17 protein-coding genes and 3 pseudogenes are annotated in these 22,006 nt (G+C 62.1%); 11 read left to right on the top strand and 9 right to left on the bottom strand.

Annotated features, from left to right (window positions below; translation table 11 throughout):
* Positions 1–18: 18 nt before the first annotated feature.
* Both Q9316_RS14345 and Q9316_RS14340 read right to left on the bottom strand, forming a co-directional pair.
* Positions 19–1,206, bottom strand: a complete 1,188-nt coding sequence (locus Q9316_RS14345; RefSeq protein ID WP_306032265.1) for a PAS domain-containing sensor histidine kinase — start codon at positions 1,204–1,206, stop codon at positions 19–21.
* On the bottom strand, positions 1,193–1,981 hold the full coding sequence (locus Q9316_RS14340) for an alpha/beta fold hydrolase (protein WP_306032264.1): 789 nt from the start codon (positions 1,979–1,981) through the stop codon (positions 1,193–1,195). Before Q9316_RS14340 ends, Q9316_RS14345 begins: the two co-directional genes overlap by 14 nt.
* Before the next feature lie 161 nt (positions 1,982–2,142).
* Between Q9316_RS14340 and Q9316_RS14335 the strand changes: the two genes are divergently transcribed.
* The gene (locus Q9316_RS14335) at positions 2,143–2,505 is read left to right on the top strand and encodes a response regulator (protein WP_371877916.1); all 363 of its coding nucleotides are present in this window, start codon (positions 2,143–2,145) and stop codon (positions 2,503–2,505) included.
* Between the two features lie 208 nt (positions 2,506–2,713).
* Here the strand turns inward: Q9316_RS14335 and Q9316_RS14330 are convergent.
* The 3 genes and pseudogenes from Q9316_RS14330 to istA form a co-directional block, all read right to left on the bottom strand.
* Positions 2,714–3,804, bottom strand: a pseudogene (locus tag Q9316_RS14330) (IS3 family transposase); the annotation flags it as partial.
* Between the two features lie 129 nt (positions 3,805–3,933).
* Positions 3,934–4,692 (bottom strand): IS21-like element helper ATPase IstB, encoded by a 759-nt coding sequence (istB, locus tag Q9316_RS14325; RefSeq protein ID WP_242218626.1) that lies wholly within the window; start codon positions 4,690–4,692, stop codon positions 3,934–3,936.
* Entirely contained in the window at positions 4,689–6,185 is a 1,497-nt protein-coding gene (gene istA, locus Q9316_RS14320) for an IS21 family transposase (protein ID WP_431522392.1), read from the bottom strand. Before istA ends, istB begins: the two co-directional genes overlap by 4 nt.
* A gap of 426 nt (positions 6,186–6,611) precedes the next feature.
* Between istA and Q9316_RS14315 the strand changes: the two genes are divergently transcribed.
* Positions 6,612–7,778: an IS110-like element ISRel9 family transposase gene (locus Q9316_RS14315; RefSeq protein WP_306032263.1), complete on the top strand. Its 1,167-nt coding sequence runs from the start codon at positions 6,612–6,614 to the stop codon at positions 7,776–7,778.
* A 326-nt stretch (positions 7,779–8,104) separates the two neighbouring features.
* On the opposite strand, the pseudogene Q9316_RS14310 reads toward Q9316_RS14315, so the two are convergent.
* Positions 8,105–8,611, bottom strand: a pseudogene (locus tag Q9316_RS14310) (ISNCY family transposase); the annotation flags it as partial.
* Positions 8,550–8,720 (bottom strand): helix-turn-helix domain-containing protein, encoded by a 171-nt coding sequence (locus Q9316_RS14305; protein ID WP_306032262.1) that lies wholly within the window; start codon positions 8,718–8,720, stop codon positions 8,550–8,552. The pseudogene Q9316_RS14310 and the gene Q9316_RS14305, both read right to left, overlap by 62 nt.
* Positions 8,721–9,133: 413 nt before the next feature.
* Between Q9316_RS14305 and Q9316_RS14300 the strand changes: the two genes are divergently transcribed.
* From Q9316_RS14300 to Q9316_RS14270, 7 genes are all read left to right on the top strand, one after another.
* Positions 9,134–10,369, top strand: a complete 1,236-nt coding sequence (locus Q9316_RS14300) for an ABC transporter substrate-binding protein (protein WP_306032261.1) — start codon at positions 9,134–9,136, stop codon at positions 10,367–10,369.
* Positions 10,370–10,380: 11 nt separating this feature from the next.
* Positions 10,381–12,285 (top strand): ATP-binding protein, encoded by a 1,905-nt coding sequence (locus Q9316_RS14295; RefSeq protein ID WP_306032260.1) that lies wholly within the window; start codon positions 10,381–10,383, stop codon positions 12,283–12,285.
* The gene (locus tag Q9316_RS14290; protein ID WP_306032259.1) at positions 12,282–13,607 is read left to right on the top strand and encodes a sigma-54-dependent transcriptional regulator; all 1,326 of its coding nucleotides are present in this window, start codon (positions 12,282–12,284) and stop codon (positions 13,605–13,607) included. The genes Q9316_RS14295 and Q9316_RS14290 overlap by 4 nt, the downstream gene beginning before the upstream one ends.
* Before the next feature lie 159 nt (positions 13,608–13,766).
* The gene (locus Q9316_RS14285; protein WP_306032258.1) at positions 13,767–15,086 is read left to right on the top strand and encodes an ABC transporter substrate-binding protein; all 1,320 of its coding nucleotides are present in this window, start codon (positions 13,767–13,769) and stop codon (positions 15,084–15,086) included.
* A 111-nt stretch (positions 15,087–15,197) separates the two neighbouring features.
* Positions 15,198–16,910, top strand: a complete 1,713-nt coding sequence (locus Q9316_RS14280; protein WP_306032257.1) for an ABC transporter permease — start codon at positions 15,198–15,200, stop codon at positions 16,908–16,910.
* Between the two features lie 17 nt (positions 16,911–16,927).
* Positions 16,928–18,028 carry an ABC transporter ATP-binding protein gene (locus Q9316_RS14275; RefSeq protein ID WP_306032256.1) on the top strand — a complete coding sequence of 367 codons (1,101 nt, stop codon included), beginning with the start codon at positions 16,928–16,930 and terminating at the stop codon, positions 18,026–18,028.
* 58 nt (positions 18,029–18,086) lie between these two features.
* Positions 18,087–18,746 carry a histidine phosphatase family protein gene (locus tag Q9316_RS14270; RefSeq protein WP_306032255.1) on the top strand — a complete coding sequence of 220 codons (660 nt, stop codon included), beginning with the start codon at positions 18,087–18,089 and terminating at the stop codon, positions 18,744–18,746.
* A 106-nt stretch (positions 18,747–18,852) separates the two neighbouring features.
* Here the strand turns inward: Q9316_RS14270 and Q9316_RS14265 are convergent.
* Positions 18,853–18,985: pseudogene (locus tag Q9316_RS14265) on the bottom strand (arsenical resistance protein ArsH); the annotation flags it as partial.
* 13 nt (positions 18,986–18,998) lie between these two features.
* A complete protein-coding gene (locus Q9316_RS14260; RefSeq protein ID WP_306035312.1) occupies positions 18,999–19,478 on the bottom strand; it encodes a MarR family winged helix-turn-helix transcriptional regulator in 480 nt (159 codons plus the stop codon).
* A 44-nt stretch (positions 19,479–19,522) separates the two neighbouring features.
* Between Q9316_RS14260 and Q9316_RS14255 the strand changes: the two genes are divergently transcribed.
* Both Q9316_RS14255 and Q9316_RS14250 read left to right on the top strand, forming a co-directional pair.
* On the top strand, positions 19,523–21,040 hold the full coding sequence (locus tag Q9316_RS14255) for an FAD-dependent oxidoreductase (protein ID WP_306032254.1): 1,518 nt from the start codon (positions 19,523–19,525) through the stop codon (positions 21,038–21,040).
* Positions 21,037–22,005: a quinone oxidoreductase family protein gene (locus Q9316_RS14250; protein WP_306032253.1), complete on the top strand. Its 969-nt coding sequence runs from the start codon at positions 21,037–21,039 to the stop codon at positions 22,003–22,005. Before Q9316_RS14255 ends, Q9316_RS14250 begins: the two co-directional genes overlap by 4 nt.
* The last annotated feature ends 1 nt before the right edge of the window (position 22,006 follow it).

The raw sequence follows: 22,006 nt of genomic DNA, 5'->3' as shown, positions 1-22,006 counted from the left end.
TTGAGGACGTTTCCAACGCTAGCGTTGGTCGACTGATCCACCGATCGGCATGCGAAACGTGAATCTCGTTTCTTTCTCGTCCGACGTTACATCGATGCGTCCATCGTGCGCCTGCGCGATCTGGCTGGCAATATAAAGCCCAAGGCCAAGGCCCTGCATGCTGGGCCGGACCTCGCCGCGGTAAAATGGCCGGAAGAGGCGGTCCAGAGCGGCCTGCGGAATGGGTTCACCGCCATTGGCGACAGAGAGCAGAAAGTCCCCTTCGGCCGTCCTGGCTTCGACCACGATGGGGCGGTCTTCCGAGCCGTGCGCGATAGCATTACCGAGCAGGTTGGAAAACATTTGGGCAATGCGCGGGTGATCGACATCGACTGTTTGAGGAAGATCGAGGCGCATCTCGATATTGCGCTCCGGATGACCCGCCTTCATCTCATTGACTACCTGGGCGATTGTCGGCTCGATCCTTTGTCCGGATGAAGGCTCGACGTGGATGCCGCCACCAAGGCGGCCCCTCGCGAAGTCCATGAGGTTGTCGATCAAGCCTTCCATTCTCTTGATGCTTTCCCTCATCAGACGCAGCACGCGGATCGATTTGGGATCGCCGTGCATTTGCGTCAAAATGTTCGTGCCGCCTGCGAACCCTGCCAGGGGATTGCGAAGGTCGTGTCCGAGAACCGCAATGAACTGCTCCCGTAGTTCGGCCTCCTCGACTGCCTGCGTCTGCTGAACCGCTGCATCGGTAATGCGGTGCTGTAATCCCGCATTAATTTCCTCCAGCTTGCCGCGCGCCTCCCTTTCCGATCGACGAGCCTCGGACAGCTCGCGTTCGTGCCGGCGTCGCTGTGGTGCGCGGAAGAGCGTGACCCGGGTGAAGGCCAGTTCGCCAGAAATCCGGCGTTCGGCGGCGTTGGCCAACACAGGAAGGAGAGTGCCATCCGGTTTCAGGAGGTCGAGAGCAACCTCCTCGAAGAACCCCTGCATACGAAGCAATGGAGCAAAGTGAGTTTCGTAGAAGATACTACCTGCAACGTTCAGGATGTCACGAAGCCGCTTGCCGACGAGATCGTCGGAGGACTTGCCAAGCCAGTTGCAGAGGGTGGCGTTGACCCGGACGACCTTGCCGTCCGCCCCAAGCGACAGGTAACCGCAAGGGGCGTTCTCAAACAGGTCCTGAAAATCGGAGTCAGAGAGGTCAGAGGAACTCATTCATCGCTTCAATCACTGCGGCCGGTGCGCTTAAATTAGGGCAGTGCCCGGTGGCATCCAGATAGACGATCTGACTACCCTCGATCTCGCGGCGAACGTATTCGCCGACTTCTTCCGAGGCGATGATGTCGTCTCGGGTCTGCAGGATCAAGGTATCCGCGATGACTTTTTTCAGGTCGGTGCGGTTGTCGGAGGTAAACGTCGTTCGGGCAAAATGCCGAGCAATTTCAGGATCTGTCCGGCAGAACGAATTGACCAGCTCCTCCCCAAGCTCGGGACGGTCCGGATTGCCCATGATCGCCGGGGCCATGGCTGCCGACCAGCCAAGGTGGTTGTCGGCCAATGATGAGAGCAGTTCCTCAATCTGAAGCGCGCTGAATCCGCCGGCATAGTCCCCGTCGTCGATATAGCGCGGCGATGGCCCGACCATGACCAGCTTCGCGAACATGCCAGGCGCGCTGATCGATGCCAACGCTCCGATCATGGCGCTGACCGAATGGCCCACGAAGACGGCGCCCTCGAGTTGCAGCGCTTGGCCGATCTCGATCACATCGGATGCATAGCCCTTGAGATCGGAATATTTCGCCCTGTCAAAAGCCTTCAGGTCAGAGCGCCCCGCGCCGACGTGATCGAAGAGAACGGTTCGATACCGGTCCCGGAATGCGGGTTCGACGAAGCGCCACATGTTCTGGTCACAGCCGAAGCCATGGGCGAATACGATTGATCGGTGGCCCGTTCCATGCAGTTGAATGTTGTTTCGGTCAAATACGGTCAACGATGCTCCCCTGGCGCACGCATTCTGATTAGTTTACCGCGACTTAGCAACAGAACGGCGTCATGTTCGAGATTTGACGGCGAACGCCGGAACGTTTGCCGTTCGAGGCGGTTTCGTATTACGGGTCTGGGCGCAGACCATAGCGCGTATCGGATTTCATCTTGCCACAGGTCATAACCGTTCTCGTCGTCGAAGACGAGCCTCTCATCCGCATGGACATCGTCGATCAGTTGGAAGACCTCGGCTTCGTGGTCATGGAGGCTGGCAACGCGAGCGAGGCCTTTGCTATCCTTGCGATACGTTCTGACATTCAGGTGATGTTCACCGATATAGATATGCCGGGCGGCATGGATGGATTAAAACTCGCCGCCGCGGTTCGCGATCGATGGCCACCCATAAAGATCATCGTGACGTCCGGGCTTCGGGAAATTGCGATCGAGGATCTTCCCGACGATAGCCGTTTCTTCACCAAGCCTTATGCAGGACGGGCCGTGGCATCGGCGATGCGAGAGATGGTGGACTAGGCTTTGCGAAAAGGGCGGCGCTCTCTCCCGCGAAAAGGTTCAGAAAATGTGGCGCGCATTCCGCTTTTCCCTCCGGTAGAACGATGCAGTGCGCAGCCGGTCTCCCAAAGCTGAATATCCCTCGCCCCGTTGTACATCGCTGTTGATTTGCACTGAGAACTGACCCGGGATTGCGGGGAAGGGGGTGCGGATAAAAAGTTGGACTGTTTTAAATGCTCAGGCCGAGGCTCTTACGATATTCGACCGGGCTGAGTGATCCCAGTGATATTTTGATGCGCGTTTCATTGTACCATCGGATGTAGGCGTCCACCTCTGCCACGAACTGCTCGATCGTGATGACCTTCCAGTCTCGTGGATAGAAGAGCTCGGTTTTCAACCGACCGAAGAACCCTTCGCACGCGGCGTTGTCTTGCGAGCAACCCTTTCGAGACATCGAGCGAACCAGTCTTGCTTCGCTGATACGGGTTAACCAGCCGGGCCATCGATAATGGGCTCCGCGATCAGAATGGATGATTGGCCGTTCCTCGCTGTTGGCGACGGTTCCGATGGCTGCATCCAGCATGGTGTTGACGAGACCTGCATCCGGTTGGGTTCCGATGGACCAGCTGATGACCATGCCGTCAAAGCAGTCGATGATGGGCGAAAGGTACACCTTACCTGCTGGGATCTGGAACTCGGTGATGTCTGTCAGCCATTTCACGTTCGGCGCTTCTGCATGGAAGTCGCGATTGATCAGGTTCTCGGGCGCTGGACTGATCTCTCCCAGATAGGATCCAAACCGCCGTCGACGCGGCCTGGCAACGACCAGTTGCTCCTGCTTCATCAATCGCTGGACAACCTTTTCCGAGATTACCACGCTTTGTCTGGCCAGCGACGCCTGCAGTCGTCGATAACCGTAGCAACGACGGTTCGTTTCAAAGATCTCAGCTAGGCTATGGCGGACGGCGGCATACTTGTCTGCCAGGCACATGCGGGCGCGATGGTAGAAGTAGGAGCTGCGGGCAATCCGAAGCTGGGCAAGCAGCTCTGGCAAGCGATAAACTTCCTTAAGGGCGTCAATCAGCTGGGTCTTCTCCCGATTTCTCAGGATCTGCAGATCGACGCCCAGGTCTTTTTTTAGGAGTTCGTTGGCCTTCTTCGGAGATCATGCTCGAGTTGTAACTGGCGGACATCACGCTGGAGGGCTTCAAGCTGCCGCTCGAGCTCTTCACGTTCAGGCAGCTTGGGGTTGGATTTGCGGCGTTTCATGGATGAGGGAGCCTCGTGACCGAGTAGCTGATCTTTCCAGCTGTACAATGTCAACGGCGGAGTAAAAACCGGCCACGGGGCGGAGCAAAAGTCGGCCACCTTGGCGCGCGCCTGAGACCGCCGGGAGGGCGTAGCCCGAGCGGGGGTCTCAGGCGCGCGCGGCGATTTTCAGAGAAGGCGTCAGCCGGCCTTTCGGGCGCGGCTTTGGGCGAGACGGTAGCTGTCGCCGTTCATCTCGAGGATGTTGACGTGGTGGGTGATGCGATCGAGCAGGGCGCCGGTCAGACGCTCGGACCCCAGGGTTTCCGTCCATTCGTCGAAAGGCAGATTGCTGGTGATCATGGTCGCACCGCGCTCGTAACGCTGGGAGATCAACTCGAACAACAATTCCGCGCCGGTCTTGGACAGCGGCACGAAGCCCAGCTCATCGATGATCAGCAGCTTGTAGGCTGCCATCTGCTTTTGGAAACGGAGCAGACGCCGCTCGTCACGCGCCTCCATCATCTCACTGACCAGGGCGGCGGCCGTGGTGAAGCCGACGGACAGCCCCTTCTGGCAGGCCGCCAGTCCGAGGCCGAGTGCGACATGCGTCTTGCCCGTGCCGCTGGGGCCGAGAGCGATCACGTTCTCGCGGCGGTCGATCCACTCGCAACGTGCCAGCTCCAGCACTTGCATCTTGTTCAGCTTGGGGATGGCTGTGAAGTCGAAGCTGTCGAGGCTTTTGACGACAGGGAATTTGGCCGCCTTGATCCGGCGTTCGACCTTGCGGCGATCGCGTTCGATCATCTCCCGTTCGGCAAGCCGGAACAGGTAGTCGATGTGGTCGACGCCCTCGGTGGCGCATAACCGGGCCAGCTTCTGATACTCGCGCTGGAAGGTCGGCAGCTTCAGGGTCTTGAGATAGTGGGCAAGCAGTATCTCGGGTGCTTCGGTGCTCATGCCGCTTCTCCCGCATCAGACGACAAAAGCCGCATGTAGGCTTTCGCCGAGGTCTTCTCGACCGTCGCCCTCGGCAGGTAGGGATAGATCGCCAGGTCCAGTCGAGGTGGCCGTCGCTCGACCCGGCACAGGATCAGATGCTTGACCGCATCGAATCCGATTGCGCCGAGCTGGATTGCCTGCTTCACCGCCGCATGCAGGTCGGCGAGCTCGAAGCTCTCCAGCAGGCGCAGAACCTGAACGTATTCCCGCCGACCATGCTTGGCCATGCGGCCTTCCATCAGCCGGCGCAGCGTAGCGAACTCTTCCGGCAGGTCCCAGCCTTGCAGAGGGGCGGCCTGATCCAGGGAATTGATCTTCTGCTCGATCAGCGGCAGGTAGTGGATAGGGTCGAAGACGACGTCTTCCCGATCCCAGCACCGCGGATGGCGAGCAATGATCTCGCCACGGCAGCCGATCACCACCTCGTCGACATAGCCCCGCACCCAGACGTCCTGATGACCGTAGGCGACCGGCACGGAATAGTCGTTGGTCTTGTAGCGCACCAGGGACTGGGCCGTTACGCTGGTGCTGGCCTGATCGCAGGCATCGAAGGGTGATGTCGGCAATGGACGCATGGCCGCCAGATCCCGCTGCAGGCGCTCGCCGATCGTCTCGCTCTCGCCGCGCAGCCTGTCGCGCTGGCGTTTGCGGCACTGCTCCTCCAGAAAGGCGTTGAACGCATCCCATGTCGCAAACTGCGGGATCGGCACCATGAAGTTGCGCCGGGCGTAGCCCACAAGGCCCTCGACATTCCCTTTGTCATTGCCCTTTCCCGGCCGCCCATAGCGATCCCGGATCAGGTAGTGGGACAGGAAGCCGCTGAACAACACCGCCCGCTTGCGTGTACCGTCGGGCAGGATCTTTGCGACCAGGCAACGGTCGTTGTCGTAGACGATCGACTGCGGCACGCCCCCGAAGAAGGCAAATCCATGGATGTGACCGTCCACCCAGGCCTCGGCCACCGCCGCCGGATAGGCCCGAACATAGCAGCCATCACTATGCGGAAGATCCAGCACGAAGAAGCGGGCCTTCTGTTCCACACCGCCGATCACCACCATCGCCTCGCCGAAATCGGCCTGCGCGTGGCCCGGCGGATGGGCAAGTGGCACGAACACTTCCTGCCGGCGCTGATCCCGCTCGCGCATGTAGTCCTTGATGATCGTGTAGCCGCCGGTGAACCCGCACTCGTCGCGCAGGCGGTCAAATACCCGCCTGGCCGTATGCCGCTGCTTGCGCGGCACCTTCAGGTCCTCGTCGAGCCAATGCTCGATCGTCGAAACAAACGCATCCAGCTTCGGACGCCGGATCGGTGATCGCCGCTGGTAACCGGGTGGCGTCGAATACGACACCATCTTCGCCACGCTGTCGCGCGATATGTTGAAATGCTTCGCCGCCTGACGCTGCGTCATCCCTTCCGAAACAGCCAGACGAACCTTCAGATATAGTTCCACGGTGTAGATCCCCTGTCCCTCCTGCGATCATTGCAGAAGGAAGATAGGTGGCCGGATTTTACTCCGCCCGCAGCAGCATTATGCCGCCGCTACCGTGGCCGACTTTTGCACCGCCGCTCTCAGCTTACGTTGAAAAACTGTCCGGTATCAAATCGGAATCGCGTCCGGTTAATTCTCGGAATCGTGTCCGGTTTTTGATCGGAATGCCGTCCGGTGAATCATCGGAATCTACACTAGAAATGTCCTTTGGTCGCCACACGGCCTGCCAATCAGCCCCGATCTGACCGGCTGGGCCGGGTTGCAAGATCAGATCGGGGCGGGTGGTAAGCACGCCCCTTCGGCTTTAGATCCCATGAGGAGTGAACAGCGGCCGCCGCTCTGGCAGAGTGAGGTTGCATCAAAACACTCGCTCAGGAGGAGCAGTTTATGGAACCTGCATCCATTCATCCGACCGCTGTCCGCACTGATCTTGGCGCAATTTTTGTGTCATTGGAATTGAGCCGATCAACCTGGTTGATCACTTCGTTGTCGCCAGGCAACGGCGAGAAGATGTCGAAGCATGTAGTGGCCGGTGGCAATGTAGCCGAGCTGCTGGATCGATTTGAGCAGCTACAACTGAAGGCCCGGCTGAGAACAGGGAAGTTATTTCCCATCGTGACGATCCAAGAGGCAGGATTGGACGGCTTCTGGATACACCGCGTGCTGGAGGCTCACGGCATCGAGAGTTACGTCGTCGACGCAGCTTCGATCGCGACTTCCCGTCGACGTCGGCGTGCCAAGACCGACAAGATCGATGGAGAGGCTCTGACGCGCACATTGCTCGCGTTCAAGCGCGGCGAGCCACGCGTATGTGCGATGGTTAGAGCGCCAGATCCGAAGGACGAAGATCGGCGCCGGATTTGCCGGGAACGCAAAGTTTTGATTGCTGAGCGGGTCAGGCATGTCAATCGCGTGAAGGGGCTACTCTTTGCTCAAGGCGTCAGCGGCTATCAACCGCTCCGTAAAGATCGCCGTCAGCGGCTGGAGGAGCTCCAGACCGGAGATGGGCGCGAGTTACCGAAACACCTGAGGGCTCAAATCAATCGCGAACTCGACCGTCTCGAGTTGCTGCTAGAACAGATCGCTGCAGTGGAGAGCGAGCGTAATTCTCTCCTATCGATGGACGAGCAGCCAGCGGTTGAGGCAACCTCGCCCGCAGCGATGCTGCTGTCCTTGAAGGGTGTTGGCGCTGAATTTGCCGCTGTTCTTTGGACCGAAGCCCTGTCCCGGCATTTTGATAATAGGCGGCAGATTGCCGCCTATGCAGGTTTGACACCAACTCCATGGATGAGCGGGACCATCGACCACGAACAGGGTGTCTCAAAGGCAGGAAACCCTCGGCTGCGCACCACGATGATTCAACTGTCTTGGTTGTGGCTACGCAATCAGCCAGCATCAGCGCTCAGCCGTTGGTTTGTGGATCGGGTTCAGTCGAATGGTGGACGCTTAAGGAAAGCCGCGATAGTTGCCCTGGCGCGCAAACTCCTTATCGCGCTGTGGAAGTTTGTCACTGCGGGTGTTGTCATCGAGGGGGCTGTCATGAAGACCGCCTGACGAAAATTGCCGAACACACGAATCTTCCAGGACTGATCACTCCTGGCGGATCCAGGTGAGCGAACCGCCTCAAAGTCGGGCTTCAAATGCCGCGCTTTAGATTGGTCCCGTTCTCCTGAGCCTTGCCGCTACGCAAGCGGGATAATGGTGCTGCCGGACAAAACGGCGACCGTATGTGAGTTTGAACCGGTGACGGAAACGTGCCGCGTCAAGCAAGGTGGCTCAGACCATGGGTTCGATGCGAAATCGAAGGGGCACGCTATGAAACGATGATTGATCTTGACGGCGAAATCCTCATGTGAGCTTTGAGACGATTTATCGATGCGCTAGTCGGCAACATCAAGCTTCGACAGCGCCGTCGTACGCCGCGCAATCACTGCCGGATGGTTCATGTAATCCGTTCGCTTGCCCGGCTTGCGACCGCGCGGCGTGTAGCCAATCTTCTCGCTGTGGGTCGTTACCTTCAGTATCGGCCGCTCGTCCTGGCGCACGTCGAGGCAGGCCAGCACATCGGAAAGCCGTTTGTCCTCGGTGATCGCCGCATGCGTCACCTGCTGGTCCTTGTCGAAGATTCGACATAGCGCCCAACCAGTCCACGCGTCACCTCGTTCTCCTCGAGCATGATCCGCTGGCGCTCGAACGAAAACGTCAACTGGGCACCGACATAACGCTGCTCACGTTTTGCACAGGACGTCGCACAGCCGATCGGGGGCAAGATTCAACCGCCGGTGCAAGTCGTCAGGTCGGGCAGGGGCAATGGCAAACTGGCGGTTATAGCGCTCCATGAATTGAGGCAGGAAAGCGTTGCCGTCGTCCATACCGCAGACGGCCGATTGCATTGTGCCGGATCGAAGCTGCGCCGTCCGTGCGCATTCGCTGCAGAAGCCGACGGACCTGGCGCGTGCTCAGATCCAGAACATGCGCCGCTAACACGATGCTCATCCGGCCGGCGACCACCTTCGACAAAATCTCGATGCGCTGCAGGTCGCAATCAGTCCCATCTGCAATCTCCCAGGTCTCATTCAGACCGGGGAGTGCGACATTCTAACTTTGCAGAAACAGGACATTCTAACTTTGCGGCTACATCACGTAGTTCAATATCTCGAATTATGTAACAATGATCGAGAAGGAGTTCGTCGTCGCGCCTGACCCACTTGAAACCAGCTGTACCGGTCTGGGATGCGATGGACATCCGATCCGAAGGCAGACAAACTTCTTTCGGCCGCCAGTTAGGCAGTAAGACGTTCCACCACAGAGGACAATTAGCATTGAAATGGCACGGTCATCATGGCCTGTATTGGCTTTTGCCGCTCGCCATGTTTCTAGATTGCGCATTCGGCGCAAGAGCGGCGGATTTGTCGATCATCACGTCCTATCCGCCGTCCTTCTACGAACCGTTCCAGCGGGCCTTCGAGGCGCGCAATCCGGATGTGCGTGTCACGGTCGTTCAGCGCAACACGGGCAGCGCGAGCCGCTTCATCCTTGAGAAGCCCGAGGTCGCGGCGGATATCTTTTGGGCTTCGGCGACGGATGCCTTTGAGCTTCTGAAGCGCAAGGGGGCCCTGAGGGCGATCCGCCCGCGCCAGACCGGCGCGCCGGAACGCATTCTCGGTTATCCGGTCAACGATCCCGATGGCTTCTATCTCGGTTTTGCGCTGTCGGGTTACGGGCTCGTCTACAATTCGGCCTATCTCGCGCAATATGGCCTGCCGGTGCCGCAGAACTGGCAGGATCTGCTGAAACCCGCCTATGCCGGCCATATCGGCATCACTTCGCCCTCCCGTTCCGGCACGACGCATCTCATCGTGGAAGCCCTGCTGCAGGCCTATGGCTGGGAGCGGGGATGGGCGCTGCTGTCGGAGATCGGCGGCAATCTCTCGACCGTCACGGCGCGCAGCTTCGGCGTCGCCTCGGGCGTGGCACAACGCCGCTTCGGCATCGGCGTCACCATCGATTTCCTGGCGAAGGCGCCGGATGTCGCGGGTGGCGAGAACGTATTCGCGCTGACGCCGGACCCGATCTACGTGCCGGCCAACATCGCCATTCTCTCGCGGGCGCGCAATGGAGAGGCGGCCGAGCGCTTCGTTGATTTCCTGTTTTCCGCGGAAGGGCAGGGTATCCTGCTGCGACCGGCCATCGGGCGCATTCCGGTGCGTGCGGAGCTGAATGCCGGCCTGCTGCCGCCCGAAAGCACGGGCGGCCTGCTTGCCGCCAATGGGTTCGATGCGCGCCTTTCGGCCGAGCGCTACGGCATCGTCAACCTGATCTTCGATGATTACATCGTTCGTCGACGGGCGATGCTCGCCCGTCTGTGGGCGCGGCTGCGGGAATTCGAAGGGCAGGCGCAGGGCGATGCCGCGCGGCAAAGCACGCTGGCGAGCGTGCGCAGGCTGCTGGGCACGCCGCCGCTGTCGGCTGGCGATGTGGAGAAACTGGCCGAAGACCTGAAGGGCGAATGGCCGCGGGGCATTGCCCGCACGGCGGCGCAGCAAACCGTCGCGCGCGATATAAGGGGCGTCGTGGAGCAGAACCTTACCCGGGCGGAAAGCCTGCTGGTGACGATCTCGACCCCGCCCGGCCGGCGATGGTAGAAGCCGGCGCGATGGAGACCCATGATGCATCACGACGGAAGGGGCCGAGGCGATGGCGCTTCGGTATCGGCGCGCGCCTCGGCGCGGCCTTCGTCGCGATCGTCGGCCTTGCCGTCGGCGCCAGCCTCGTCGGCTGGCTTTCCTACCGGGAACTCTCGGGCGAGCTTTCGCGCATTGCCGAAGTGCAGATGCCGCAGCTTGCCTTCGCCTCGCGGCTTTCCAAGGCGGGAGCCGATATCGGCTCGGTCACGGCGGCGCTGACCGGTGCGGAGACGCGGGCGGAATATGACGAGACCCGCCGCGTCTATGCCGAGCGGCTGGCCGCCTTGCAGGCATTGCTGGAGGATAACGAGGCCGAACCTTCCGTGCAGAAGCTTCTGCCGCTGGCCGCCTCGATCAACGGCAACCTCACCCGGATCGATCTGGCGGCCGGCAAGCGCTTCACGTTGGCCGAGGCGATGCGCGCGGATGTCGACGAGCTGCGCTGGGTGCAGGCCGATCTGATCGAGGAGGCCGATCCGCTGGTCGACGACATCCGCTTCAACATCGAGGCGGAAACGCGTAACGGTCGCAGCGCGGCCGCGCTCGGCGAGCAGCGGCGCAGCGAGGCACTGCTGACCGTGGTGTCGCAGGCCAATCTTGCCACCGGGCTGATCGCCCGGCTCGTCAGCAGCGCGACGGCGGAGGAGGTGCAGGAGGCCAATGCCTTTCTCGGCGACAGCGCGGACGAGCTTGCCGCGCGCCTGGCGACTCTGGAGGGTTGGCCGGACAGTCTGACGGTGCGCCAGCTTGCCCGGCGCATCCTGCAGCAATCCGACCCCGCGACGGGCACGCCCAACCGCAAGCGCTCAGAAATGCGTGAGGCGGAACGGCTCGGCGAACTGGCGAAGGAGAACGGCCGTCTCGTCGCGGCGCTCGGCCAGCGCATCGAGGCGGAAGTGGTGGCCATCGAGGCGAGCGCCGGCGCGGCGGCGCAGAGGGCGGCCGCGGCCATCGACCTCGGCCGGAAGCTGCTTGCGGCCATCGCCGTGATGGCCGTCGCGCTCGCCGTCGTCATCGGCGTCTTCTATGTGCATCGCAGCCTGCTTGCCCGCATCGATCAGCTCGCCCATGCCGCGACGGCGATCAGCGCGGGCAATCCTGCCGCGCCCATTCCGGCGGGCGGCAATGACGAGTTGGCGGACCTTGCCCGCGCGCTCACCCTCTTTCGCCAGACGCGTGATGAGCTGGTGCAGTCGGCAAAGCTCGCGGCGCTCGGCCAGATGGCGGCGGGCATTGGCCACGAGCTGAACCAGCCTCTGGCGGCGATCCGCGCGCATATCCACAGCGGCTCCACGCTGATCGCACGCGGCAACAGCGAGCAGGCGCTGAACAACCTGGAGAAGATCCGCGCGCTGACGGCGCGCATGGCCGGACAGATCAGCCATATCCGCCGCTTCGCGCGACGGCCGGATGCGAAACTGCAGCCCGTCGATCTTGCGGCTGTCGTGCACGAGGCGCTGAGCCTGCTCGACCATCGTTTCGAGGAGGAGGGCGCGACGCTCGCACTCGTGCTGCCGCCCGACCTGCCGCAGGTCATGGCCGAGCCAGTGCGGCTCGAACAGGTCGTGGTGAACCTCGTCGCCAATGCGCTCGATGCCGTGGCGGAGCGGCCCGAAAGGGTCGTGACGGTGACGGCGGAGGGGAGCGGCGAAGGGGCAAGCCTGATCGTCGGCGATACCGGCGCGGGCATTGCCGCCGGGAACCGCGAGGCGGTCTTCGATCCTTTCTTCACCACCAAGCCGGTTGGTGCGGGCCTCGGGCTCGGCCTTTCCATTTCCTACAACATCATCAAGGATTTCGGCGCCGATATCGCCGTGCTGGAGACCGGACCCGGCGGCACGCGCTTCATCGTGTCCCTGAAAGGAGCGGCATGACCGCATCGATAGACGTCATCCTCGTCGACGACGACGCCAATGTGCTCGACGCCTGCCGCGAACTTCTGGAGATCGAGGGGTTTCGCGTATCCGCGTACGGTTCCGTCGCGGCGGCGCTGGAAGGGCTTGCGGCCGATAGCGAGGCGGTCCTCGTTTCGGATGTGCGCATGCCGCGGCGGGACGGTTTCGACCTCGTGGCCGCCGTGCAGGCTATCGACAGGGAGATCCCGATCGTCCTGATGACCGGCCATGGCGATATCCCGATGGCGCTGCGCGCGATGCGCGATGGCGTCTGGGATTTTCTGGAGAAGCCGGCCGATCCGGTGCATCTCATCGAGACCGTGCGCCGGGCGCGCGACCATCGCCGCCTGCTTATCGAAAACCGGCGCCTGCGCCTGTCCATCGCGGCCGATGGCTGGGAGGCGCGGCTGATCGGCCATTCGGCGCCGATGGTGGCGTTGCGCGAGCGGCTGAAGCGCATTGCGGGCGCGGCGACCGATATCCTCGTTCTCGGCGAGACGGGCACCGGCAAGGAGGTGACGGCGCGGGCGCTGCACGATTTCAGCGGCCGCAAGGGCCGCTTCGTCGCCGTCAATTGCGGCGCGATCCCGGAGACCATGCTGGAATCGGAACTGTTCGGCCATGAGGCCGGTGCCTTTACCGGGGCGAAGGACAAGCGCATCGGCAAGATCGAGCATGCCCATGGCGGCACGCTCTTCCTCGACGAGATCGAATCAATGCCGCTGCCGGCGCAGGTGCGACTGCTGCGCGTGCTGCAGGAGCGGGTCATCGAGCGGCTCGGCTCGAACGACGAGGTGGCGGTCGACCTTCAGGTCGTTGCCGCCACGAAGGCGGATCTGCACCAGCTTGCCCGGCAGGGCAGGTTCCGCGAAGACCTCGCCTATCGGCTCGACATCGCCCGCGTCGAGCTGCCCGCGCTTTCGGTTCGCCGGGGCGACGTCGCGCTGCTCTTCCGCCACTTCCTCGATCTGGCTGCACGCCGGCAGGGCCGCGCCGCCCCGCATGTCGATGCGACCGTGCTTGCCGATCTCGACCGGCGCAACTGGCCCGGCAATGTGCGCGAGCTGCGCAACGTTGCCGAACGTTACGTGCTCGGCCTCGAAGACCTGCCGACGGGCGGCGAAGCGGCCGGTGAGACGCTGGAGGCGCGCATGGACCGGGTGGAGCGGGCGATCCTCATCGACAGCCTTGCCGAGCAGGAAGGCCGCATCGGCGTGACGGCGGACATGCTCGGCATCTCACGCAAGACGCTGTACCTGAAGATGCGCAAGCATGGCCTCGGGGGTGAAGAGGAAGCGTGACGTTACCCTTTCGACCCCGGAAAACGGAGGCGATGTTACCCTTCTTTCCCATTTTTCGTGCGGGAACGCTGGAAAACCGGCGTTTTCGAAACTGGCACGGGCTTTGCTGATATCCCGATGACCGCCGGAGAGCCGGCGGCGCCATTGGGAGGAAACCATATGCTCAAGACCATTGCCGCGGCGATGCTGATGTCGGCCGCCATGATCGTTGCCGTTCAGGCCCAGGACGGCGGAAAAGTCACCGTCATCACGTCCTTCTCCAAGGACGTCACAGATCCCTTCAAGGCCGGCTTCGAGGCCGCCAATCCCAGTTATACGCTCGACGTTCAGAACAAGAGCACGAGCTCGGGCGTCAAGTTCGTCGACGAGACGAAGGGCAACAATCAGGTCGACCTGTTCTGGGCCTCCGCGCCCGACGCCTTCGAGAACCTGAAGAGCCGCGACCTGCTGGCCCGGTTCACGCCGTCTGTCACGGGCCTTCCCGAAAAAGTCGGCTCCTATCCGGTCAACGATCCGCAGGGCTACTATTTCGGCTTTGCCGCGTCCGGCTACGGCATCATGTCGAACGACCGCTATCTGGAAGCCAACAACCTGCCGCAGCCGACCGAATGGAGTGACCTCCTGAAGCCGGAATATCATGACCATATCGCCATCGCCGCACCCTCGCGCTCCGGCACGACGCATCTGACGATCGAGACGATCCTGCAGGGCGAGGGCTGGGAAAAGGGCTGGGCGACGCTGACCGGCATCGGCGGCAACCTCCAGCAGGTGACGGAGCGCTCCTTCGGCGTGCCGGATGCGGTCAATTCCGGCCAGACGGGCATCGGCATCGTCATCGACTTCTTCGCCTTCTCCGCCAAGGCGAGCGGCTTCCCGGTCTCCTTCAGCTATCCCTCGATCACGACGGTCGTGCCGGCCAATGTCGGCATCATCGCCAATGCGCCGAACCAGAAGGGCGCCGAAGCCTTCGTGAACTACCTGCTGTCGGAAAAGGGGCAGGCCGTTCTGCTCGAACCGGCGATCCGCCGCCTGCCGATCAACCCGGCACTCTACAAGAATGCGCCGGAAGGCTTCCCGAACCCCTTCGAGGATCCGCGCTTCCAGTCGATGATCACCTTCGATTCCGACGTCTCCAAGCAGCGCACGGATGTTGTCGACGCCCTTTACGACCAGCTGATCACCTTCCAGCTCGACAATCTGCGCGATGCGACGAAGGCGATCCATGCTGCCGAAAAGGCGCTGGCGGCCAATGACCAGGCCGAAGCGCGCGCGCTGATCGCGGAGGCCCATGGCCTGATGGCCCGCATGCCGGTCTCGGCGGAAGAGGCGGCGACCGACGAAATGCGCGCGGCCTTCACCGGCGGCGAGGAAAAGACGGCACGTCAGGCCGAACTGGAACAGATCTGGGCGGCCTTCGCCAGCGAGAAATACGCTGCCGCCAAGTCCAAGGCCGAGCAGGCGCTCGACCTGATCGACTGATCTTGCCAGGGCCGCCCGCCGGACGGGCGGCCTCCCCCCCTCAGCCCTGTCTTCGCTCCTCCCGGCGCCCTCGGCCGCCGGGCCGGCCGATCTCACTCCGGAGACTGCCTCATGGCCTTCGCACTTCCATCCCTTCCTGCCCGGCGCATCACGGCGCGGCCCGGCCAGGTTCTGGCGGTGACGCTGATCGCGCTTTTTCTCGCGATCTTCCTTGTCATCCCCGCCGGAACGGTGATCTACACCGCCTTCACGGAGAAGGGCACCGGCGCACTCACCGCCGTGAACTTCGTCGATTTCTTCAACACCGATCTCTTCCGCCGCTCGTTCTTCAACTCGGTCTATGTCTCGGCCATGTCGGTGGTCTGGGCGAGCGCCATCGCGCTGCCGCTCGCGGTGCTGACGACGCGCTTCGAGTTCCGTGGCTCGCTGGTCATCCAGACCCTCGGCTTCGTGCCGCTCATCATGCCGCCCTTCGTCGGCGCGGTGGCCATGCAGCTGCTCTTCGGCCGCAACGGGACCGTCAACCTGCTGCTCAATGACTGGTTCGGCATCCGCATTCCCTTCATGGAGGGGCTGAACGGTGTCATCTTCGTGCAGTCGCTGCACTATTTCCCCTTCATCCTGATCAACCTCTCCACCAGTCTGCGCAACATCGACCGCTCCATGGAAGAGGCGGCGCAGAACCTCGGCTCGTCCGGCATGCGCCTCTTCCGCCGCATCGTCTTCCCGCTCGCCATGCCCGGCTATCTCGCCGGCGCCTCGCTGGTCTTCGTCAAGGTCTTCGACGATCTTGCGACGCCGCTTCTGCTCAACGTCAAGGACATGCTGGCGCCGCAGGCCTATCTGCGCGTCACCTCCGTCGGTCTGACGGACCCGATGGGCTATGTCATCTCCGTCATCCTCATCGTCGTCTCGATCTTCGCCATGTGGCTGTCGGCCGTCGCCATGCGCGGCAAGGACTATTCCACGACCCAGCGTGGCGGTGGCGGCCTGTCGCGGCGCAAGCTCGGTCTTGGGGAGAGCATCGTCGCCTATGGCGTCGTCGGCCTCATCCTGCTGCTCGTGCTCTCGCCGCATATCGGCCTGCTGATGCTGTCCTTCGCCACGGTCTGGTCCTTCAGCCCGCTGCCGGATGCCGTGACGCTCGCCCATTACGGCCGGGTGTTCGGCGAAAGCTCGATCTACATCAAGAACACGCTGATCTACGCCACGCTCGCCGGCCTCATCGACGTGGTCGTCGGCGGTGCCATCGCCTATCTCGTACTGCGCACCAAGATCATCGGCCGGCGATGGCTCGACTGGGCGGCGACCTCGGCGCTCGCCATTCCCGGCGTCGTGCTCGGCATCGGCTATCTGCGCACCTTCTACGGCGTCTCGCTGCCGGATGGCACGCCGCTCGCCACGCTCTGGATCATGGTCGTGCTGGCGCTCGCCATTCGCCGCCTGCCCTATGCGCTGCGCGCCTGCTACGCCGCCCTGCAGCAGGTATCGGAATCGCTGGAGGAAGCGGCGGAGAACCTCGGCGCGACCAAGCAGCGGACCATCCGCCGTATCGTGCTTCCATTGATGACGGGCGGCCTTCTCGCCGGCTTCGTCACCAGCTTCTCCACCGCCGCCGTCGAGCTTTCGGCGACGCTGATGCTCATTCAGAGCAATTCCGACGCGCCGCTCGCCTACGGTCTTTACGTCTTCATGCAATCGCCGGCCGGCCGCGGCCCCGGCGCGGCCCTCGGCGTCATCGCGGTCGTCATGGTCGCGCTGTGCACGCTGCTGTCCCACTACGTTATCGAGCGCCGCCAGAAGGCGCTCGGCATCGGCAAATGATCCGGGAGGAACGGACTATGACCATCAATATCGACAAGGCTGCCCTCGCGGAAAGCCCAGCAAAGGCCATCAGCATCCGCGACGTGAATCTCTATTACGGTCCGCTGCATGTGCTGAAGGACATCAATCTCGAAATCCAGCCCGGCGAGTTCTTCGCCTTTCTCGGCCCGTCCGGCTGCGGGAAGACGACGCTGCTGCGCCTCATCGCCGGGTTCAACCAGGCTCAGAACGGCGCGGTCGTCGTCGGCGGCGAGGATGTGCTCGACATGCCGCCGTGGAAGCGCGACATCGGCATGGTATTCCAGTCCTACGCGCTCTGGCCGCACATGACGGTGGCACGCAACGTCGCCTTTGGCCTGGAGGAGCGGCGCCTGCCCCGCGCCGAGGTGGAAAAGCGCGTGGCCGCGGCCCTTGCGCTGGTCGGCCTGTCGCATCTTGCCGACCGGCGGCCCTCGCAGCTTTCCGGCGGCCAGCAGCAGCGCGTGGCGCTCGCCCGCACCATCGCCATCGAGCCCAAGGTGCTGCTGCTCGACGAGCCGCTGTCGAACCTCGACGCGAAGATGCGCGTGGAGGTGCGGCGGGAGCTGCGCGAACTCCAGCAGCGCCTGAAGCTCACCACCATCTTCGTCACCCACGATCAGGAGGAGGCGAACACGGTCTGCGACCGCATCGCGGTCTTCAACGAAGGCCGCATCCAGCAGGTCGGCACGCCGATGCATCTCTACGAGAAGCCGTCCAACCTCTTCGTCGCCAACTTTCTCGGCACGGCGAACATCCTGGAAGGCAGCGTGAAGGGTGAGGGCGCGGCGCGCAGCTTCGAAGTGGCCGGCGGCGGCAGCATTCCGGTGCCGGCGGGCGTCGATGTGCCGGCCGGGGCGAAGCTCGTCTTCCGCCCGCAATATGCGACGATCGGCACGGTGGACGCCGATGCCGTCCCGCTTTCCGGCACAATCGCGCACCGGGAGTTCCTCGGCGCGACGGTGCGCTACGGCGTGGAAGTGGGCACGGCGACGGTGCTGGTCGACGCGCCCTTCCATTCCGGCGACGGCCTGCTTGCCCCCGGCAGTCGCACGGTGCTCGGCATCAAGCCGGCCTCGGCGCTCTGGCTTGCCGATTGACGACGATCCCCTTCGCCGCTCCGGCGGCGAAGGTTCCCCCATGCAAAGGCCTTAAGATATGATTGAAACCCTGCCCACCCTCCTCGTCATCCGCCACGGGGAGACCCAATGGAACGTCGCCGGACGCCTGCAAGGAAGCCGTGACACGCCGCTGACCGTCAATGGCGTGCGTCAGGCGCAGGCCGTCGCCGTACGGCTTTCGGAAACCGTGGCGGACATGACGGATGCGGCGTTCTGGGTGAGCCCTCTCGGCCGCGCCCGGCAGACGGCTTCTATCCTCGCCGATATCTGGTCGCTGCCCTTCAAGCGCTTCGGGGAAGCGCCGCTGCTGGCCGAGCGCTGCTACGGCGTCTGGGAAGGACGCTTGCATGGCGAGATCGAGCGGGATCTGCCCGAGCAATACGATGCCCATGCCGCCGACCCGTGGGATTATTCCATGCCCGGCGGGGAGAGCCGCACGGCGCTGGCCGAACGGCTGCGGGAATGGCTGCGCTCCCTCGACCAGACCCGCCCGCATGTCGCTGTCACACATAGCGGCTGCCTGCGCGCCCTGCGCGGCATCTACACGGCGGCATCCCCCACGGAAATCCTCGCCTACCGGGAACCGCAGACCTCCGCCTTTCTCCTGAACAGGGGCGCCGAACATATGCTCAGCGTCCCGAGAGCCACGCTCCACGCCTTCGGCTGCGAGGGTGAGGGGCAGACGGTCTGGATCTAGGTTGGACGAAGCTAGTCGTGTTTCGTTCCGCTTGGCACCAGTCGATCGAAGGGGATGTGGTCACAAGACGTGATGGATGTAGTAGCGTCAGGGCACGACCTGCCGCTGAAAGCGGAATCCAGTCGATCTGCGACTTCATGATGCCGGTCATCGCGCTGTGGCGGGTGCCCCTCCGACCATTGCGATAGCTCACGCTACTCCTGCACCTTCAGATGGCTCGCAGGCGCTTCGTCGGGAATCCGGCTTGGGTGCTTAATTCCGATCCTGCCTGAATGCATCAGCAAAACGGCGCATCAATCGCACCAGATCAGCAATGTCCGTTTCGTCCCATTTATCGAAGATCGCCCGGCTCATCCGCTCACGCGCTGCATCGATCTTGTCCGTCACAAGCTTTCCTTCAGGCGTGATAATTGCTTCGCGAACTCGTCGGTCGGCAGCACTACCCTGGCGGGCAACAAGGCCAAGGCCGTCAAGCTTTGCGACCTGGCGACTTACGGTCGTATAATCGAGTCCGACCCGCTCGGCGAGTTCGACGACACCGATCGGCCCCAGGCGCTCGACGGCGACGAGGAGCCGAAACAGAGCGCGGTCCAGTGAAATACCAGCCTCCCGAACCAGTTCGTCGTCTCGTTGCGGGCGGTTCATCGCGCTGACGATCTCTATCAAAGCCCCATGCAGGTTACGCATAAGTTCCGATGTGTGTGTATTTTGCACATTATCTGTTGACATCAGGTCCTCCTTCCTCTTATGTGCATAATACACACATGGAGACTGAAATGACAAACGATTTAACTGCAGATGTACTCATCTGCGGAGCGGGGGCGGCTGGCCTGACGCTCGCCATCGAACTCGCGCGCCGCGGTGTTTCTTTCCGACTGATTAACCGGCTGGAAACGCCCTTCCACGGGTCGCGCGGCAAAGGGATACAGCCCAGAACCCAGGAAATTTTTGAGGATCTGGGCGTTCTTGACAAAGCCGTGGCCGCAGGAGGTATGTATCCACGACAGCGGACCTATCGGGATGACGGAAGCCACACCGACGCAGATATGGGCGAGATCATCCAGCCCACGCCGGCGGAGCCCTACCATCTGGCGCTCATGGTTCCGCAATACGTGACCGAACGCATTTTACGAGCGCGTCTGGCTGAACTGGGTAGCAGGGTGGAGTTCGGCCGTGAATTGAAGGGTTTTGAGCAGGATAAGGATGGAGTGACCGCACGTATCGGCCATCCCGAACAGGAAGAGGTCGTTCGTGCGCGCTGGTTGATTGGCGCTGACGGCGGGAAAAGCTTTGTCAGGCATTGTGTCGGGATCGGCTTTCCTGGCAAGACGCTCGATGCTCGTGCAATCGTAGCCGATGTAGCGCTCTCGGGGCTTTCGCGTGATATCGCGCATCGCTTTGCCAGGGGTGGGGACATGAGCCGGCAGGTATGGATCGGCCCTCTCGCCGGTACGGAGCTGTTCCAGATCCAGGCGCCTGTCGCCAAAGACACGCAGGTCGATCTCTCCGCGCACGGACTGACGACGTTCCTGGCCGATCGAACAGGCCTCAATGACGTCATTGTCCGCACTGTTCACTGGGCATCAGACTATGAGATGAATGCCCGTCTGGCTGACAGCTATCGGCTGGGGCGCGCTTTTCTGGTCGGTGATGCCGCCCATGTCCATCCGCCGACGGGTGGCCAGGGCCTGAATACCAGCGTGCAGGATGCCTACAATCTCGGATGGAAGCTTGCGGCGGTCGCGCGGGGCGCCCCTGACCGGCTGCTCTATAGTTACGAAGAGGAACGGCGGCCGGTTGCCGCAGCAATGCTTGGGCTTGCAACCAAGCTGTTGGACGCCCAAAAGGCGGGAGAGATGCGGCGTGGTCGTGAGGTGCGCCAACTCGATATCGGTTATCCGTTGTCGCCACTCTCAGTGAACTCCACTGCGGCTCGAGGTCAACTGTCGGCTGGCGATCGCGCTCCCGATGCGCCGATGCGAGGCGCAGGAGGACAGGTTGTACGTCTTTTCAGCCTGTTCAAGGGCGTCCACTGGACTTTGCTGGCATACGAGGCCGGGCATCAAGTAGTCGAGCCAAGGAAGGGCTTGCATCTTCACCGGATCGGGCCTGGTGCGGAGTTTTCCGACGAGTGGGGACATTTCAAAGACGCATACGCGCTGAAGCCCGGTGATTGCATTTTGATCCGTCCGGACGGGTATGTCGGCGCAATCTTTGATGCCGATCGAACCCACAAGATCGAAATTTATATAGCAGAGGTCGGTTTGCTTCCCATCAACGGAGATTGCACATGAGAGCGGCAATGGTATCGGCGATGGGGATTGAGCCAGCCTTGGGCGAAATCGATTTGCCTATCCCACTCGAAGGTGAGAATCGGGTCAAAGTGGCAGCGGCAGCGATCAGCCACGTCACTAAGGCTCGCGCTTCCGGGGCCCACTACAGCGCAAATGACGAGTTTCCGTTCGTTGTCGGTGTTGATGGCGTGGGCAGGCTCGATGATGGCAGTCGCGTGTATTTTGCGCTTCCCCGCTCGCCTTTTGGCAGCATGGCAGAGTTTGCTGTTGCAGATTCGCGCCTTTGCATACCCCTACCGGACGACCTCGATGATTTTACTGCGGCAGCCATCGCCAATCCGGGAATGTCGTCCTGGGCAGGGTTGACGGAACGCGCCCGTCTGAAAAGAGGGGAAACCGTCTTGATCAACGGGGCTACCGGCACCTCCGGCCGCCTCGCGGTGCAAATCGCGAAATGGCTTGGCGCCGGGAAGGTCCTGGCAACGGGCAGAAACCCCATCGCGCTTGAAGAGATAAGACAGAGCGGTGCGGATGTGATCATCCAGCTTGGGGTAGAACCAGAAACTCTCGACAACCGATTTATGAAGGAGTTTGCCGAAGGCGTCGATATCGTCATCGACTACCTCTGGGGCAGGAGTGCCGAGCGCCTCCTGATTACTGCTGCCAAAGCAGGCTCCGGCGCATCCCCGATACGTTTTGTTCAGGTGGGCTCGATCTCTGGCTCGGAGATTTCGCTGCCAGGCGCTGTACTACGGGCGTCAAAAATCGAACTGATGGGCAGCGGGAACGGCAGCGTGTCTACAGACAAGCTCGTCGAAATCACTAACACCGTGTTGCGGTCTACTAGACCGGCCAGGCTGGATATCAGTTTCAGGAAAGTCCCTTTCGCTGAATTTAATGCCGCATGGCCGAAAAACGACAGCACGTCGCGAACTGTTTTCGATCTCAGCCAGGGGACAAAGTGAA

The sequence above is a fragment of the Shinella zoogloeoides genome (genome assembly GCF_030733845.1).
GTDB classification, from domain to species: Bacteria; Pseudomonadota; Alphaproteobacteria; order Rhizobiales; family Rhizobiaceae; genus Shinella; species Shinella zoogloeoides_C.
Note: the sequence above shows the minus strand (reverse complement) of the source record. Positions and strands in the feature narration are given on the sequence as shown.

Bases quoted from the DNA above. Each gene is read 5' to 3' on its own strand.
- Q9316_RS14345 (WP_306032265.1), bottom strand. From the start codon at position 1,206: ATGAGTTCCTCTGACCTCTCTGACTCCGATTTTCAGGACCTGTTTGAG.
- istB (WP_242218626.1), bottom strand. From the start codon at position 4,692: ATGAGCACCGAAGCACCCGAGATACTGCTTGCCCACTATCTCAAGACC.
- Q9316_RS14315 (WP_306032263.1), top strand. From the start codon at position 6,612: ATGGAACCTGCATCCATTCATCCGACCGCTGTCCGCACTGATCTTGGC.
- Q9316_RS14305 (WP_306032262.1), bottom strand. From the start codon at position 8,720: ATGAGCATCGTGTTAGCGGCGCATGTTCTGGATCTGAGCACGCGCCAG.
- Q9316_RS14295 (WP_306032260.1), top strand. From the start codon at position 10,381: ATGGAGACCCATGATGCATCACGACGGAAGGGGCCGAGGCGATGGCGC.
- Q9316_RS14290 (WP_306032259.1), top strand. From the start codon at position 12,282: ATGACCGCATCGATAGACGTCATCCTCGTCGACGACGACGCCAATGTG.
- Q9316_RS14285 (WP_306032258.1), top strand. From the start codon at position 13,767: ATGCTCAAGACCATTGCCGCGGCGATGCTGATGTCGGCCGCCATGATC.
- Q9316_RS14280 (WP_306032257.1), top strand. From the start codon at position 15,198: ATGGCCTTCGCACTTCCATCCCTTCCTGCCCGGCGCATCACGGCGCGG.
- Q9316_RS14275 (WP_306032256.1), top strand. From the start codon at position 16,928: ATGACCATCAATATCGACAAGGCTGCCCTCGCGGAAAGCCCAGCAAAG.
- Q9316_RS14270 (WP_306032255.1), top strand. From the start codon at position 18,087: ATGATTGAAACCCTGCCCACCCTCCTCGTCATCCGCCACGGGGAGACC.
- Q9316_RS14255 (WP_306032254.1), top strand. From the start codon at position 19,523: ATGACAAACGATTTAACTGCAGATGTACTCATCTGCGGAGCGGGGGCG.
- Q9316_RS14250 (WP_306032253.1), top strand. From the start codon at position 21,037: ATGAGAGCGGCAATGGTATCGGCGATGGGGATTGAGCCAGCCTTGGGC.